General features: G+C 72.9%; 12 protein-coding genes and 1 tRNA gene. 10 read left to right on the top strand and 3 right to left on the bottom strand.

The genetic code is table 11. The features are described 5' to 3' along the window. From B2P18_RS15960 to pepN, 4 genes are all read left to right on the top strand, one after another. Positions 1–1,235 (top strand): hypothetical protein (locus B2P18_RS15960; RefSeq protein ID WP_286961541.1); only part of this gene is annotated, 1,235 nt, incomplete at its 5' end. Positions 1,236–1,329: 94 nt separating this feature from the next. Then, positions 1,330–3,414, top strand: a complete 2,085-nt coding sequence (locus tag B2P18_RS15955) for a GGDEF domain-containing protein (protein WP_029211279.1) — start codon at positions 1,330–1,332, stop codon at positions 3,412–3,414. 62 nt (positions 3,415–3,476) lie between these two features. After that, positions 3,477–4,337, top strand: a complete 861-nt coding sequence (htpX, locus tag B2P18_RS15950; RefSeq protein ID WP_019286402.1) for a zinc metalloprotease HtpX — start codon at positions 3,477–3,479, stop codon at positions 4,335–4,337. Between the two features lie 128 nt (positions 4,338–4,465). Then, a complete protein-coding gene (pepN, locus tag B2P18_RS15945; RefSeq protein WP_029211278.1) occupies positions 4,466–6,955 on the top strand; it encodes an aminopeptidase N in 2,490 nt (829 codons plus the stop codon). A gap of 116 nt (positions 6,956–7,071) precedes the next feature. On the opposite strand, the gene B2P18_RS15940 is transcribed toward pepN, so the two are convergent. After that, complete coding sequence (locus B2P18_RS15940) at positions 7,072–7,971, bottom strand: AEC family transporter (RefSeq protein WP_029211277.1); 900 nt, start codon at positions 7,969–7,971, stop codon at positions 7,072–7,074. 54 nt (positions 7,972–8,025) lie between these two features. Continuing rightward, positions 8,026–8,523: a YajQ family cyclic di-GMP-binding protein gene (locus tag B2P18_RS15935; RefSeq protein ID WP_019286399.1), complete on the bottom strand. Its 498-nt coding sequence runs from the start codon at positions 8,521–8,523 to the stop codon at positions 8,026–8,028. 147 nt (positions 8,524–8,670) lie between these two features. Here B2P18_RS15935 and B2P18_RS15930 point away from each other — a divergent pair. From B2P18_RS15930 to B2P18_RS15910, 5 genes are all read left to right on the top strand, one after another. Continuing rightward, positions 8,671–8,754, top strand: a tRNA-Tyr gene (locus B2P18_RS15930). A 133-nt stretch (positions 8,755–8,887) separates the two neighbouring features. Continuing rightward, entirely contained in the window at positions 8,888–9,763 is an 876-nt protein-coding gene (locus B2P18_RS15925; RefSeq protein ID WP_286961539.1) for a CoA transferase, read from the top strand. Further along, positions 9,760–10,524, top strand: coding sequence for a helical backbone metal receptor (locus B2P18_RS15920; RefSeq protein ID WP_286961538.1), 765 nt, complete (start codon positions 9,760–9,762; stop codon positions 10,522–10,524). Before B2P18_RS15925 ends, B2P18_RS15920 begins: the two co-directional genes overlap by 4 nt. 29 nt (positions 10,525–10,553) lie before the next feature. Beyond that, a complete protein-coding gene (locus B2P18_RS15915; protein ID WP_286961536.1) occupies positions 10,554–12,269 on the top strand; it encodes an NAD-dependent malic enzyme in 1,716 nt (571 codons plus the stop codon). A gap of 214 nt (positions 12,270–12,483) precedes the next feature. Continuing rightward, the gene (locus tag B2P18_RS15910) at positions 12,484–13,881 is read left to right on the top strand and encodes an MFS transporter (protein ID WP_029211274.1); all 1,398 of its coding nucleotides are present in this window, start codon (positions 12,484–12,486) and stop codon (positions 13,879–13,881) included. Positions 13,882–13,897: 16 nt separating this feature from the next. On the opposite strand, the gene B2P18_RS15905 is transcribed toward B2P18_RS15910, so the two are convergent. Next, complete coding sequence (locus tag B2P18_RS15905) at positions 13,898–14,950, bottom strand: Gfo/Idh/MocA family protein (RefSeq protein ID WP_286961535.1); 1,053 nt, start codon at positions 14,948–14,950, stop codon at positions 13,898–13,900. 28 nt (positions 14,951–14,978) lie between these two features. On the opposite strand from B2P18_RS15905, the gene B2P18_RS15900 reads away from it, so the two are divergent. Continuing rightward, on the top strand, positions 14,979–15,611 hold the full coding sequence (locus B2P18_RS15900; RefSeq protein WP_239264105.1) for a YigZ family protein: 633 nt from the start codon (positions 14,979–14,981) through the stop codon (positions 15,609–15,611). Positions 15,612–15,633 lie beyond the last annotated feature (22 nt).

Raw genomic sequence — 15,633 nt, 5'->3', positions numbered from 1 at the left:
CCGCCCCCCTCGGCGCGGTCAGCCTGCAGTCCCTGCTCCCCGCCGTGGGGCTCAGCCTGCTCGTGCTCGTCGTGCTCCTGTGGCGGGGTGGGCGCCGCGACGCCGTGCTCTGGCTCGTCGGGACCGCCGCGGTGGTCACCCTCCCGGTCGCGGTTTACTTCCTCGGCGTCATCGGCTGGTCGGCGATCAGCGACACCCTGGACTACACCGTGCAGTACCAACGACCTCGCTCCGGCCCGCTCGAGCGGCTGGGGTTCACCTCGATCTCCTGGCTCAAGGAGCTGGTGACCCCCGTGCGACTCCCCGCGGTGCTGCTGGGGCTCAGCGCGGCCGTGCCCCTGCTCTCGGTGCGCTGGCGCCGAGGCGCTGTGACCTGGTTCCCCGTGGTCCTGGGCGCCACCAGCCTGCTGGCGCTGCTCGTGCACGACGTCAACCTGATGCGCTACGTCGGGTCGGTCCAGCTCTACACCGCCCTCGTCATGCTCCCGGTCTGCCTGTGGTGGGTGCGGTCCCGAGGTGACCGCGACGTCGCGACCCTGCTGCTCCTCGCCGCCCCCACCGCCCTCGTCGGCCACCCGATGGTCGCCGCCACGACCTTCGCGGGCCCGTGGTACGGCGAGTTCCCGCCCGCCTCCGTGGCGCTGGCCATCGCAACGACGGTCGGCGCCTGCCGGGTGGTGGAGTGGATCAGCGGCACGAGCGACGTGAGCGCGCTCAAGCGCTACGCCCTCGTCTCGGTGCTCGCGATCCTCGCGTCGCAGTTCGCGACGAACTTCTACGGCAGCTCGCCCTGGGCGGCACGGACACCGGCTCCGGCCGGGGCCTACAGCGGGCTCTACAGCGGCGGGCGCGAGCTCGCCCACCTGCGGATCGTGCAGGACACGACCGACACCTGGGTGCGGCCGGGCGAGAGCCTGCTCGTCTACGGCGCGGTCACCGGCGCCTTCCTGACGTCGGGCGCGCCGGCGGACACCAACATCGTGTGGCTCGAGGACTTCGGCGAGCAGGGCCGCTACACCACCGACTGGATGCGCCGGACCGGTCGGGTGCCGGACGTGGTGCTCGTCTCCACCGACGCCATCCACGGCGACGGGATCGAGGCCATGGCCCAGCGGGACCCCATCCTCGCGACCTTCGCCGGCACCCACCGGATCGTCTCCGGCATCGGCTCCTTCAGCCCGGGGCAGTTCCGCAACGAGGCGGGGCTGGTCGTCCTGCGTCGCATCGGCACCTGATGCATCAGGGGGAGCGGCGGCCTGATGCCCCGACGGCGTCGGCGCCCAGGACTAGCCTGGAGGGGCACACCACCCCACGAAGGACGACCCACCGATGACACCTGCCTCGCGACCCACGTCCGTGGGGCTGGCGTCCTGGCTCGGCCTGCGCGAGGCGTCCCTGCTGCTGGCGTGCGCTCCCGCGGGCGGGCTCCTCGTGGGCGCGGTGGACCTGGCCACCTCCTCCGGCTTCGCCGACCTCGGTATGGCGCTGGGCTTCGCTCTGGTGGCGGCCTTCTACACGGCACAGCTGGCGGTGACGCTCGGACGGCCGGGGTGGACCGACACGTGGTGGGCGCCCGTCATCCTGACGACGTCGGCGCTGTCGTCCCCGCTCTTCACGACCTTCCTGGTGGATCCGCGGCCTCCCATCGTGTGGTTCTGGCTGCTGGAGCCCGTGGTCGTGTTGGCGGCCTACCTGTGCCGACCCGCCCACACGGCCCTGGTCACCGTCGGGTGCCTGGGCTGCGGCTGGATCTTCCTGGCGCTGAGCGACGTCGACGTGGCCCGCTACGCGCACGAGGTGGTGGCGGGAGCGGCGGCGATCGTGATGCCCGGTGTGGTGGCCGCGCTGGTCCTCGGACGGGTGCGGCGCCGGGAGCGGTCGGTGCTCGAGCAGACCCGGTTGGACCCGGTCACGGGGGTGCTCAACCGGCGAGGTCTCGAGCACGAGCTGAGCGAGTGGTCGGAGCGGGGGCGGGGAGCCGAGCCGGTGTGCCTGGTGTCCATCCACCTGGACTCCTTCGACGAGGCCGCCTCGGCGTGGGGCGGAGCCGCTGCCGACCAGGTGATGGCCAGGGTCGCCGTGGCCCTGGAGCGCGCCTACCACCGCAGCCACCTCGTCAGCCGGTTCGTGGACCACGAGTTCATCGTGGTCAGCGACATCGACCCCGACCTGCTCGTGCCGTCCCTGCTGCGCGCGGTGCGGGTGGCCAGCCCGCAGCGCCCGGTCACCGCCAGTGCCGGCGTCGTCTGGGGCATCCCCCTGGACCTGCTGGCCGAGGGGCAGCTCGTCCCGATGGTCGAGCGCGCCCGCCAGCGGGTCACCGCCGCGCAGCTGTCCACCGGGGGGATCGACGCCCAGCAGTTCGAGCCCGAGACCTATGTCCCGGTCCCGGTGCCCCAGCCGGTGCCGGCGGCGCCTCCCCGGCAGGAGGAGCCCGACAAGCCCGACCTCCCGGGCAGCGATGCCCGGGTGCTCGGGTGGTGGCTGGCCGGCACCGGCATCCTGCTGAGCGCGGTGCCGCGGCGCCCCGATCAGTCGAGCCCCGTCGACCTGCTCGTCTACGCCGCCTGCCTGGCGCTCGCCTGCGGGGGGATGTGGGTCGCGCAGAGCGACACGGGTCACCCACGGGTGGGGCGCCTCCTGGTGACGCTGACGCTCCCTGTCACCGTCATGGTGGTGATGAACGTGCCCACGGTCGAGGCGCGCTACCTCGTGGTGGTGCTCGCGGCCTACCCCGCGACCATCGCGGGCGTGCTCCTGGACCGGGTGTGGGCGCAGTGGATGGTCGTGCTCCTGCCGGTGAGCTTCGTCCTGGCCACGGCGGTGGGTCCCACCGCGCTGCCGCACGCCCTTAGCATCACCATCCTCGCGGTCGGGCTGGTCGCGGTGACGGCGCTGCTGGCGGCCATGGTGCGCCGCCGCCGCCTCACCTCGCTCAACCGGCTGCACGTGCTCACCCTCACCGACCCGACCACGGGGGTGCTGACCCGGGCGGGCCTCGCCCGGGAGTTCCTCGACCTGCCGCCCGCCCGCCGGACGGGGATCCTGCTGACCTCGGTGCTGCCCCGCGGGGGCGAGGGGCAGGGCACCGCCCTGGAGGCCGACCTCGCCCTCGTGGCGACGAGCCTGCACGAGCTGGCGCGGGGGAGGGGCGTCGTGGGCCGGGTCAGCGGACGCGACCTGGTGCTCGTCGTGCCCGGCGCGGACCGCCTGGCGCTGCTGCGGCGTCGCCTCCAGCAGGACCTGGGGGAGCGGTCCTCCGAGGTGGAGGTCCTGGTGGGGCTGGCCTACACCGACGACCACACCGAGGGTGGGCTGTGGCAGGCCGTCAACGAGGCCGACGAGGCCGTCCGGCGCCAGAGCCACGGCGACGCCGGGCCCTCCCACCTCGTGCCCGCCGACGTGACGCCCTGACCGTCGGCGCCGCCCACGAACCCACCCGGAACGTTCGCGGGCGCACCGGCGTTGTTCCTGGCATGCATCGGCACTTCAACGGTCTCAAGACCGCTGCGCTCTTCGGCGTCATCTGGGCGCTGCTCCTCGGCCTCGGCGCCCTCATCGGCAACGGCCGCTACATCTGGCTGTTCGCCCTGGTCGGCCTCGGCATGACCTTCTACTCCTACTGGAACTCCGACAAGCTGGCGCTCAAGGCCATGCAGGCCTACCCGGTCACGCGCGAGCAGGCCCCGGCGATGTACCGCATCGTCGAGGAGCTGTCCGCCAAGGCCGGTCAGCCGATGCCCACGCTGTGGATCTCCCCGACCGAGGCGCCCAACGCCTTCGCCACGGGGCGCAACCCCCAGCACGCGGCGGTGTGCTGCACCGAGGGCATCCTGCGCCTGCTCGACGAGCGCGAGCTGCGGGGGGTCCTCGGCCACGAGCTGATGCACGTCTACAACCGCGACATCCTCACGAGCTCGGTGGCGGCCGCGATCGCCGGCGTCATCACGAGCGTCGCGCAGATGGCGATGTTCTTCGGCGGCGGCAACGACGAGGACCGCCCCAACCCGGTGGTCATGATCCTCATGGCGCTGCTCGCCCCGCTGGCCGCGAGCCTGATCCAGATGGCGATCTCCCGCACCCGCGAGTTCGACGCCGACGAGGACGGCTCCTCCCTGACCGGCGACCCGCTCGCCCTGGCCTCGGCCCTCAAGAAGCTCGAGCTCGGCGTGGCCCGGGCGCCCCTGGCGCCCCAGCCCGACGTCGTGAACGCGAGCCACATGATGATCGCCAACCCCTTCCGCGCGCAGGACGTCAGCAAGCTCTTCAGCACCCACCCCGCCACTGCCGACCGGATCTCCCGGCTCGAGCAGATGGCCGGCTACCACGGGCGCTGACCGCGGCCGTCTGACCGCGCCCGTTCGGGCCTCGTGACGCAGCGCCGTATGCCGCCGGCCCGCGGCATACGGCACTGCTGCCTGTCGCCGACCCACCGGCACGACCCGGGGTGTGAAACGGTGGGCCCATGACCAGCCTGACCCGCACGGAGGCGCGAGGGCGCGCCACGACCGTGAAGCACCCCCGCTATGCCGTCGAGCTCGACCTCACCCAGGGCGAGACGACCTTCGGCAGCCGCACCGTCCTCACCTTCGCCGCCACCCCGGGCGAGAGCACCTTCGTCGACCTCAAGGCGACCGAGCTGCAGGAGGCGACGCTCAACGGTGAGCCGGTGCCGTCCGACGCCCTGGCCGACGGTCGGCTGCGGCTGACCGGTCTGGCGGCCGACAACGAGCTCATCGTCCGCGCGACGATGAGCTACAGCAAGGACGGCTCCGGCCTGCACCGGGCGGTCGACCCGGCCGACGGCGAGCACTACGTCTACGGCCACTCGTTCATGGACGCGGCGCCGCGGGTGTTCGCCTGCTTCGACCAGCCGGACCTCAAGGCACCCTGCACGTTCACCGTGACCGCGCCGAGCGACTGGGTGGTGATCGGCAACGGCGCCGCGACCCGCGAGGGCGACGTGTGGCACCTGGCCGAGACGGCGCCGATCGCGACCTACTTCGTGTCGATCTGCGCCGGCCCCTACGTGAGCGTCACCGAGGAGCACGACGGGATCCCGCTGGGCCTCTACGCCCGCCGTTCGATCCGGGCCCAGCTCGAGGCCAACGCACCGCGGGTCCTGGAGGTGACCCGCCGCAGCTTCGACTACTTCCACGAGCTGTTCGGGATCCGTTATCCCTTCGGCAAGTACGACCAGGTGTGGGTGCCGGAGTTCAACGCCGGCGCGATGGAGAACCCCGGCTGCGTGGTCCTGCGCGACGAGTACCTCTTCCGCTCCCGCGTGACCGGCGCCGAGCTGCTGTCGCGGGACAACACCGTCAGCCACGAGATGGCGCACATGTGGTTCGGCGACCTGGTGACGCTGGCCTGGTGGGACGACCTGTGGCTCAACGAGTCGTTCGCGGAGTACATGGCCAGCCGGTGCGTCGTCGAGAGCGGGCTCTACCCCGACGCCTGGTCCGACCAGGGGATCGTCCGCAAGGCCTGGGGCTACTCCGCCGAGCGCTCGCCGTCGACGCACCCGGTGGCGGGCAACGGCTCCGAGGACGCCCTCGCCGCCCTGCAGAACTTTGACGGCATCTCCTACGCCAAGGGGTCCGCGGTGCTGCGGCAGCTGATCGCCTACATCGGCGACGAGGCGTTCGTGGCCGGCGTGCGGGACTACCTGCAGCGGCACGCGTACGGCAACGCCGAGATGAGCGACTTCTTCGCGGCGATGGAGCGGGCGCACGGCGCCTCGCTGACCGACTGGACCGACGCCTGGCTGCGCACGGCGGGGCTCGACGCGATCCGTCTCGACGTGGACTGCGCCGACGAGTCCGACCTCGTGCGGCGCGCCGAGCTGGTCAAGGTCGCTCCCGAGGCGCACCCGGCGCGGCGCTCGCACGCCCTGGACGTCGCCGGCTGGACCGACGGGGTCGAGCAGGTGCGGGCACGGCTCACCCTCGACGAGGACCGCCGCGTGGTGCACGAGCTGCTCGACCGGCCGCGCCCGGCGATCCTCGTGCCCAACGCCTCCGACCTGACCTGGGCGACGGTGGTCCTGGACGAGGACACGCTCCGGCGCCTGCCCGAGCAGCTCGCCCAGGTCGACGACCTGGCCGCCCGCGTCGTGCTCTGGAACGCCCTGCGCGACGGCGTCGCCCTCGCGACGGTCGACCCGCGGCTCGTCGTCGACGTGTTCTGCGCCGCCTGGCCGCTGGAGTCGGACGACTCGGTGCTCTCGGCGGCCGGGCGCTACGTCCCCGAGGTGGTCGTGGCCGTCTACCTCCCCGCCGACGAGCGAGCCGAGGCCCGGGTCCGGGTCGCCGAGGCCGGTGCCGCCGCCCTCGAGGCCGCGGAGCCCGGCTCCACCCGGGCGCTCGCGGCCGCGCGGGTGGTCGCCTCCACGTCGCGCGACGAGGAGCTCCTGCGCCGGTGGTATGCCGGGAGCGACCTGCCGGCGGGTCTCGAGGGCGACGCCGACTTCCGCTGGCTCGTCGCCACGACCCTCGCCGGTGACGGCGCCCTCTCGGTCGAGGAGCTGGAGGAGGCGCACGCGGCCGACGCCACGGTGACGGGCACGCTCGCCTGGCTCGGTGCACGAGCCGCGCGACCCCACGGCGAGGACAAGGCCTGGGCCTGGGCGGAGCTGACCGAGCAGCGCGGTCGCTCCAACCACGAGATGAACGCCCTTGCCGGGTCCTTCTGGCGCAGCGGCGACACGGCGGCGCTGCGGCCCTACGTCGAGCGCTACTTCGAGGACGTGCCGGCGATGTGCGCGTGGGTGGGCGACGACGCGATGGCCCGGGTGGCCAAGCTGGCCTATCCCGTGCAGCTCGCCGAGCCGGAGACGCTGCAGCGGTCGCAGGACGCGCAGGGCCGCTCGGACCTGACCGCGGCGGTGCGGCGCGGGATCGTCGACCAGGAGTCGGTGCTGCGCCAGGTCCTTCTCTCCCGCGACACCTTCTAGACCTACCTCAGGTAGTCACGTCCGCCTGGGTTAGCACGCCAGGCGAACAGACCTACCTCAGGTAGGAACATCAGCCTGGGTTCGCACGCCAGGCTGATGCCTCTACCCCCGGCGGGTCAGCGGATCAGGGGCAGCAGGCTGACCACCAGCGCCACCACCGGCACCGCCACGACGGTGGTCACCGCGACCACGCTCGCCACCATCTCCGAGTCCCCCCGGAACTCCTCGGCGAGCAGGAACGCGTTGACCGCCGTCGGCATCGCCAGCGCCAGCACCAGCGACTGGGCCGACAGCGTGGGCAGCGGCAGCAGCACCGCCACGGCGAGCCCGAGCAGCGGCAGCAGCACCGACCGCAGCCCCACGCTCACCAGCACCGGGGCGGTCAGGTGGATGCGTCGTGACTGCCCCAGCTGCACCCCGAGCTGCAGCAGCACCAGGGGTATGGCGGCGGCCGAGAGCAGCTCGATGCCCCGCATGACGCCGATGGGGACCGTCATACCGGTCAGGCGCACCACGGTGGCGGCCACGAGAGCCCACAGCACGGGCAGGCGGACGAGCGACCGCAGCCCTGCTCCCAGCCCGTCGTGCGAGCCGTAGAGCACGGGCCCGATCGTGAACATCACGACCACCGACACGATGAACAGGACCAGGGCCTGGTCGAGCCCCGGCTGGCCGAGGGCGAGCAGCGCCACGGGCAGGCCGAAGTTGCCGTTGTTGCCGATGACGGTGCAGGCCACCACGCCGCGGCGGGTGCGCCCGGGCCAGCGACCGCCGACCGCCCAGGCGACGAGCCCCGCCAGGACGTTGGCCGCGACATAGCCCGCGACCAGCCACACGCCCTGGCCGGGGGACACCTCGGTCTTGACGATCGAGGTGAAGGCCAGCGCCGGCGTCAGCCCGTGCATCCCCACCTTGTTGAGGGTCTGCCGGTCCAGGGCGAACGACCGCGCCAGCACGTAGCCGACCGCCGCCACGAGCACGACGGGCAGCACGACCTGGACGAGGGCAGCAAGCACCCCGGCAGGCTATCCAGCGCTGCCGGGGTGCGGGCGTGCGTCTCGGTGCTCGGCTCAGCGGCGGTTGGTGAACTGCACCGCGAAGTCGAGGTCGGCCTCCCTCACCAGCTGCTGGACGGCCTGCAGGTCGTCGCGGGACTTGGACGAGACCCGCAGCTCGTCGCCCTGGATCTGCGCCTTGACCGACTTGGGGCCTTCGTCGCGGATGAGCTTGGAGATCTTCTTGGCGTTGTCCTGCGTGATGCCGTCGCGCATGGCCCCCTCGAGGCGGTACTCCTTGCCCGACGGCTTGGCCTCCTTGTCCTCGCCGAAGTCGAAGGACTTGAGCGAGACGCCGCGGCGCACCAGCTTGGTCTCGAAGACGTCGAGGACGGCGGCGCAGCGCTCGGGGGTGTTGGCCTTGATCAGGACGTTGTCGCCGCTCCACTCGATGGACGCGCCCACGCCCTTGAAGTCGTAGCGCTGCGACACCTCCTTGGACGCCTGGTTGAGCGCGTTGTCGACCTCCTGCTTGTCGACCTTGCTGACGATGTCGAACGAGCTGTCCGCCATGGAGTCCTCCTCGGGTGTCCGGTGGGTGCTGACGCCCAGTCTCCCAAACATCGGGCCGTATGGCGGACCGCCGCCTCCCGCTCGCCACCGCGCGGATCGCGGATTCGGCATACCTGCTCGTCGTTGCTATGCTTTCCGACGCACCATGGCGGGTTGCCCGAGCGGCCAATGGGAGTGGACTGTAAATCCATCGCGAAAGCTACGAAGGTTCGAATCCTTCACCCGCCACCACAGTGTCACGCTGCACAGGAACGGCCCAGGATCTCCACGTCCTGGGCCGTTCTGCTGCGCCCGGTCGGGGGATCCGGTGGCGCTCGTCCGGTCACCGGTGGCGGTCCGCCCCCTGACCAGGTGAGATGGGGTCATGTCCCAACCGCTGTCGGGGGTCGTCGTCGTCTCCCTGGCCGTCAACGTGCCCGGCCCGGTCGCCGTGGCGCGCCTGGTCGACCTGGGCGCGCGGGGGATCGTGGTGCAGCCTCCCGACGGTGACCCCCTCGAGCGCTACGCGCCGGGGTGGTATGCCGACCTGAGCCGCCGTCTCGAGGTGCGGCGGCTCGACCTCAAGGACCCGGCTCAGCGGCGCGAGCTGGACCTGCTGCTCGCCGGCGCCGACGTGCTGGTCACGGCCACCCGGCCGGCGGCCCTGGCTCGGCTCGGGCTCGACTGGTCGCACCTGCACGAGGCCCTCCCTCGGCTGGTCCACACCTCGATCGTGGGACGGGCCGGGGAGCGCGCCGACGTCCCCGGTCACGACCTGACCTACCAGGCCGCCGCCGGGATCCTCACCCCTCCGGCCGCCCCGCGCACGCTGGCCGCCGACCTCGCGGGCGCGGAGCGGGCCGTCAGCGAGACCCTCGCCGGGCTGCTGCTGCGGGAGCGGACGGGGGAGGGGACGCTGCGCGAGGTGGGGCTGGGTGATTGCGCCGACGACCTCGGGGCGCCGGTGCGCCGCGGGATGACCACGCCCGGCTCCCTGCTGGGGGGCGGCTTCGCGGGATACGGCCTGTATGCCGCTCGCGGGGGCCACGTCGCGCTGGCCGCCCTGGAGCCGCACTTCTGGGCGAGGGCCCAGGAGCTGCTCGGGGCGGACCACGGGCAGATCGCCGCGACGCTCGCCGGGCGCACGCCGGACGAGTGGGAGGCCTGGGGCGAGGAGCACGACGTGCCGCTGGCGGCCGTGCGGGAGCCCGAGCGGGATCCCGTAGCCGAGCACGAGGACGAGCACGAGGTGACGGCATGACGCGCTACCTCGACGACCTCGGCCTGTCCGTCGTCATCGACGGGACGCCGCGGCGCGTCGTCAGCCTCGTGCCGTCCCTGACCGAGGCCGTCGCCTGGAGCGCCCCCGACGCGCTCGTCGGCGCCACCGACTGGTGCACGCACCCCGCCGACCTCGACGTCACGCGGGTGCGGGGCACCAAGAACCCCGACCTCGACGCGATCGTCGCGCTGCGCCCCGACCTGGTCGTCGCCGAGGACGAGGAGAACCGCCCCGCGGACCTCGCCGCGCTGCGCGACGCGGGGATCCCGGTGTGGACCACGCAGATCCGCACGGTCGACGGGGCGCTGCGCTCCATGGCGCGCCTGATAGACGCCCTCGAGGTGCCGCCGCCCAGCTGGCTGGACGACGCGCACGACGCCTGGGCCGCGCCGACGCGCGTCGACCCCGCGAGGAGGGTGCGCGCCGTCATACCGATCTGGCGTCGTCCGTGGATGTTCGTCGGCCAGGACACCTATGCCGGGGACGTGCTGCGCCGGCTCGGCGTGGACAACGTGCTGCGGGGGCACGACGAGCGCTATCCCGCGGTGCCGCTGGACGAGCTGCCCGGCGCGGACCTGGCGATCCTGCCGGACGAGCCCTACCGGTTCAACGACGACGACGGCCCGGAGGCCTTCGACCCCCTCCCGAGCGCGCTCGTCGACGGCCGCTCGCTCACGTGGTACGGCCCGGCCATGATCGGCGCGCCCGAGCGGCTCGTGCGCCAGCTCCGAGGGCGGTGACCAGGCCCATCGGCTCTAGGCTGGGGGCCATGTCGAGTCGCCCCTTCGAGTTCGAGTCCACCCCCACCGGCACCACGGTCCGTGTCCGCGTGCGGGGCAACGACGTCCTGGCCATCCCCCTGATCAACCGCGGCACCGCGTTCACCAAGGCCGAGCGGGACTCGCTGCGGCTCAACGGCCTCATGCCGAGCGGCATCGTGCCCATCGAGGGGCAGATCTCGCGGGTCTACCAGCAGTTCCGCGAGCAGCCGGACGCGCTGTCCAAGAACGTCTACCTGTCGGCCATGCGCGACCGCAACGAGGTGCTCTTCTACCGCCTGCTGGCCGAGCACCTCGAGGAGATGCTGCCGATCGTCTACACGCCGACGATCGGCGAGGCGATCCAGCGCTACTCGCACTGGTACTCCCGCCCGCGCGGCGTCTTCCTATCGATCGACGACCCGGACGGCATCGAGAACGCCTTCCTCAACTACGGCCTCGAGCCGCAGGACGTCGACCTCGTCGTCGCCACGGACTCCGAGGGCATCCTCGGCATCGGTGACCAGGGCGTGGGTGGCGTGCAGATCGCCATCGGCAAGCTCTCCGTCTACACCGCGGCCGCCGGCATCCACCCGCGCCGGGCCATCCCGGTCGTGCTCGACGTCGGCACCGACAACCTCGCCCTGCTCAACGACGAGCTCTACCTCGGCGTGCGGCACGCTCGGGTGCGCGGCGAGCGCTACGACGCGTTCATCGACAAGTTCGTCGAGGTCACGACCCGGCTCTACCCCAAGGCCATGCTGCACTGGGAGGACTTCGGCGCGAGCAACGCGCACCGTATCCTCGAGAAGTACCGCCACGACATCTGCACCTTCAACGACGACGTGCAGGGCACGGCCGCCGTCGTGGCAGCCGCGGCCCTCGCCGGGGTCAAGGCCACGGGCGAGCGGATGAGCGACCAGCGCATCGTCGTGCACGGCGCCGGCACCGCCGGCGTCGGCATCGCCAACCTGCTGCGCGACATCATGATCCGCGAGGGGGCGTCGCCGGAGGAGGCCAACGCGCGGTTCTGGTGCCTGGGGTCGCGGGGCCTGATCACCGAGGCGCTCGGCGACCGGGTCCGGCCGTTCCAGAAGCCCTACGCCCGCACCGACGCCGACGTGCAGGGCTGGCGGCTCGACGTCGCGGGCCGGATCGGGCTGGCCGACGTCGTCCGCAACACCCACCCCACGATCCTCATCGGCACGTCCGGCCAGCCAGGCACCTTCACCGAGGCGATCGTCCGGGACATGGCCGCGCACACCCGCAACCCGATCATCATGCCGCTGTCCAACCCGACGAGCCTGTCCGAGGGCATCCCGGAGCGCATCGTCGACTGGACGCACGGCAAGGCGATGATCGCGACCGGGTCGCCGTTCGCCCCCGTCACCTTCCACCAGCGCACCTACGAGATCGCGCAGGCCAACAACGCGCTCGTGTTCCCCGGCCTCGGGCTCGGCGTCGCGGTGTGCGGGGCCTCGCGGGTCTCGGACGGCATGATCGCGGCGGCCTCGGAGGCCATCGCCGGGATCAGCCAGGTCACGCGTCCCGAGATGTCGTTGCTGCCCTCGATCACGCAGCTGCGCTACGTCTCCGCGACGGTCGCGCTCGCGGTCGTCAAGGCGGCCCAGGAGGAGGGGCTCGCGACGGTCGAGGTCGACGAGCCCGTCCAGGCGGTCTACCAGCGCATGTGGCACCCGGTCTATCCGGACCTCGAGGTGGTCTGACCGGCGCCCGTCCTGACGCCCGGACGTGCGCGGCTCCTGAGCACGTCCGGGTGAACCTGCGGGGTCGGGGAATCACGCCGCGCCATTAATGCTTATAGTGAGCACAACAGGCGCCTAGCCTGCCCTCGCGTCCCGGGTGCGGCGTCCGTCATACGGCCTGATCCGTCGTCCGACCCGCTCGCTCCACCCTGTCTCGCCCCCCCAGGAGCCAGCCATGCCCGCCACCTCGACCGGCCCCCTCGGCCCGACCGGCCCCAGCGCCCCCCGGGGCTCCACCGGCCTCGACCGCCACCTCACCCGCACCGAGCGGCTCGACCGCCTGCCGTTCACGAGCAAGCACCGCCGTCTGCTCGCGGGCTCCGGCGTCGGCTGGGCGCTCGACGCGATGGACGTCGGCCTCATCTCGTTCGTCCTGACCGCGCTGGCCCGCCAGTGGCAGCTCACGCCGACCGAGGTGTCCTGGATCGCCTCGATCGGCTCGCTCGGCATGGCGGTGGGGGCGACCCTCGGTGGCCTGCTGGCCGACCGGATCGGGCGGCGCCAGGTGTTCGCGCTGACCCTGCTCGTCTACGGCCTCGCCACGGGCGCGTCGGCGCTGGCCGGCAGCGTGGCGGTCCTGATGGCGCTGCGGTTCGTCGTCGGGCTGGGCCTCGGGTCTGAGCTTCCCGTCGCGTCCACCCTGATCAGCGAGTACTCCCCGGCGCACATCCGCGGCCGCGTCGTCGTCGGCCTCGAGTCCTTCTGGGCGATCGGGTGGATCCTGGCGGCGCTCATCGGCTACTTCGTCATCCCCGGCAGCGCCGACGGGTGGCGGTGGGCGATGGCGCTGGGCGTCGTGCCGGCGCTCTATGCCCTGGTCGTGCGCGCCACCCTGCCGGAGTCGGTGCGCTTCCTGGAGTCCAAGGGCCGGTATGCCGAGGCGGAGTCCGCGGTCCGCAGCTTCGAGGAGCCGGCGGGGGTGCCCGCCCCCGACCACGCGCCGGACGCCGCCATCGACGCCCCCGTCCCGCCGACCGGGCCGGTGCCCGGGCTGTGGAGCTCGCGCTACCGGCTCCGCACGGCGTCGCTGTGGGTCGTGTGGTTCTGCGTCAACTTCTCCTACTACGGCGCGTTCATCTGGCTGCCCTCGCTCCTGTTCGCCCAGGGCTTCGACATGGTCAAGTCCTTCGAGTACACCCTGTGGATCACCCTCGCCCAGCTCCCCGGCTATGCCGTCTCGGCCTGGCTGATCGAGGCGTGGGGGCGCCGCGCGACGCTCACGACCTTCCTGATCGGGTCGGCCTGCGCCGCCGGGGCGTTCGGGATGGCCTCGTCGGTGCCGGCGATCCTCGCCGCTGGGTGCGCGCTCAGCTTCTTCAACCTCGGTGCCTGGGGTGCACTGTATGCCGTCACCCCCGAGATCTACCCCACCGTCATGCGGGGGACCGGGTCCGGGGCGTCGGCGGGGTTCGGGCGCATCGCCTCGATCCTGGCGCCGCTGGCCGTGCCGCCGCTCAAGGCGGCCGGGGGGACGGGCCTGGTGTTCACGACCTTCGCGGTGGCGTTCGCGATCGCGGCGTTCTCGGCCCTCGGCCTGCCCGAGCTGCGCGGCAAGGAGCTCGAGGAGCTCTGACCTACCTCAGCTGATCTCACAGAGGCACGCCGATCTGCCGCCGCGCCTCGTCGAGCAGCCCCATGATCGCGACCGTCTCGTCCAGGGGCAGCAGCTCCGACTCGCGTCGCCCCTCCGCGACCAGCCGCGCCAGGTAGGCCGCCTCGTAGCACAGCCCCCGGTGCCCGTGCACGACCGGCTCCGGGCCCTCGACCACCTCGCCGGAGCGCGACACCAGCCGCACCCGGCCGGGCTGGTAGAAGTCGCCGTCCAGCTCGACGCGCGCCAGCGACCCCGAGATGGAGGCGGTGGTGGGGGTCTTGGCGGCCAGCGTCGTCGTCAGCACCGCGTGCGCCCTGGGCGCCGCCGCGAAGTCCGACAGGATCATCGAGGCCTGCGCCTCCACCCCGGTGAAGGCCGTCGTGCCGACGGCGGTGACCCGCTGCGGCATACCGAGCACGCCGCAGGCGAAGGACACGGGATAGATGCCCAGGTCGAGCAGGGACCCGCCCGCCAGCTCCGGGGCGAACAGCCGGAACGACCGGTCCTCGGCGAACCACTGCCCGTGGTCGGCGAGCACCGTCTCGAGCTCGCCCAGCACCCCGTCGGCGACGAGCTGTCGGATCACGTCGCTCTGCGGCAGGTAGCGCGTCCACATCGCCTCCATGCACGTCACGTCGGCGGCGCGCGCGGCGTCGACGACCTCCTGCGCCTCGGCCGCCGTGCGGGTGAAGGCCTTCTCCACCAGGACGTGGTGTCCCGCCGCGACGGCCAGCAGCGCGTGCTCGCGGTGCTCGCTGTGCGGCGAGGCCACATAGACCGCGTCGACCTGGGGGTCCGCGACGAGCTCGGCATACGAGCCGTATGCCGTCGCGCCCCCCACCTCGCGGGCGAAGGCCTCGGCGCGGTCCAGCGACCTCGAGCCGACGGCGACGACGCGGCTGCGCGTGTGCGTGTGCAGCCCGTCGGCGAACGCCCGCGCGATGCCGCCGGGTCCGATCACGCCCCACCGCAGCGGGGGAGCCTCACGGGGGTCGGGGACGCGGCTGTCGGGCAGCGTGGTGGGCAGGGGGACGGGGAGGTCGCTCACCCCGTCGAGCCTAAGGGAGGATGGCCGGGTGCCCCAGTCCTACCTGACCGTCGCGTCGCCGGTCGACGTCGAGATCGAGGTGCGGCGCTCGCGGTTCCTGGCGCGGCTGGAGCGGGTCGAGGACGAGGCGGCGGCCCGGGCCGTGGTGGAGGCGGCCCGCAGGGCGCACTGGGACGCCCGGCACCACTGCTCGGCGTTCGTGCTGGGGCCGGATGCGATGACGGAGCGGTCGTCCGACGACGGCGAGCCGGCGGGGACGGCGGGGGCGCCGATGCTCGAGGTCCTGCGCGGCCGCGGGCTGAGCGACGTGGTGTGCGTGGTCACGCGGTGGTTCGGGGGGACGCTGCTCGGCACCGGTGGGCTGATCCGGGCGTATGGCGACAGCGTGCGCGCCGCGTGCGATGCCGCCCAGGTGCTGGAGCGCCGTCTGGCGCAACGGTTCTCGTTGGAGGTCGACCATGCGGACGCGGGGCGCGTGGAGGCGGCGCTGCGCTCGCGCGGGGTGCACGTCGACGGCACGGACTACGCGGCGCGGGCGACGCTGCGGCTCGACGCGGAGCCGCAGGAGCGCGACGAGCTCGCGGCGCTGGTCGCCGAGCTGACCGGGGGAGCGGGCGTCCTGGTCGACGGCCCCACCCACTACCGCACCCACCCCCGGTAGAGGCATCGACCGGCCTTCGTTC

The sequence above is a fragment of the Arsenicicoccus sp. UBA2120 genome (genome assembly GCF_002330965.1).
Classification (GTDB): Bacteria; Actinomycetota; Actinomycetes; order Actinomycetales; family Dermatophilaceae; genus Arsenicicoccus; species Arsenicicoccus bolidensis.
Note: the sequence above shows the minus strand (reverse complement) of the source record. Positions and strands in the feature narration are given on the sequence as shown.

Excerpts from the sequence above, each read along its gene's own strand:
- B2P18_RS15955 (WP_029211279.1), top strand. The coding sequence starts at position 1,330 with ATGACACCTGCCTCGCGACCCACGTCCGTGGGGCTGGCGTCCTGGCTC.
- htpX (WP_019286402.1), top strand. The coding sequence starts at position 3,477 with ATGCATCGGCACTTCAACGGTCTCAAGACCGCTGCGCTCTTCGGCGTC.
- pepN (WP_029211278.1), top strand. The coding sequence starts at position 4,466 with ATGACCAGCCTGACCCGCACGGAGGCGCGAGGGCGCGCCACGACCGTG.
- B2P18_RS15935 (WP_019286399.1), bottom strand. The coding sequence starts at position 8,523 with ATGGCGGACAGCTCGTTCGACATCGTCAGCAAGGTCGACAAGCAGGAG.
- B2P18_RS15925 (WP_286961539.1), top strand. The coding sequence starts at position 8,888 with ATGTCCCAACCGCTGTCGGGGGTCGTCGTCGTCTCCCTGGCCGTCAAC.
- B2P18_RS15920 (WP_286961538.1), top strand. The coding sequence starts at position 9,760 with ATGACGCGCTACCTCGACGACCTCGGCCTGTCCGTCGTCATCGACGGG.
- B2P18_RS15915 (WP_286961536.1), top strand. The coding sequence starts at position 10,554 with ATGTCGAGTCGCCCCTTCGAGTTCGAGTCCACCCCCACCGGCACCACG.
- B2P18_RS15910 (WP_029211274.1), top strand. The coding sequence starts at position 12,484 with ATGCCCGCCACCTCGACCGGCCCCCTCGGCCCGACCGGCCCCAGCGCC.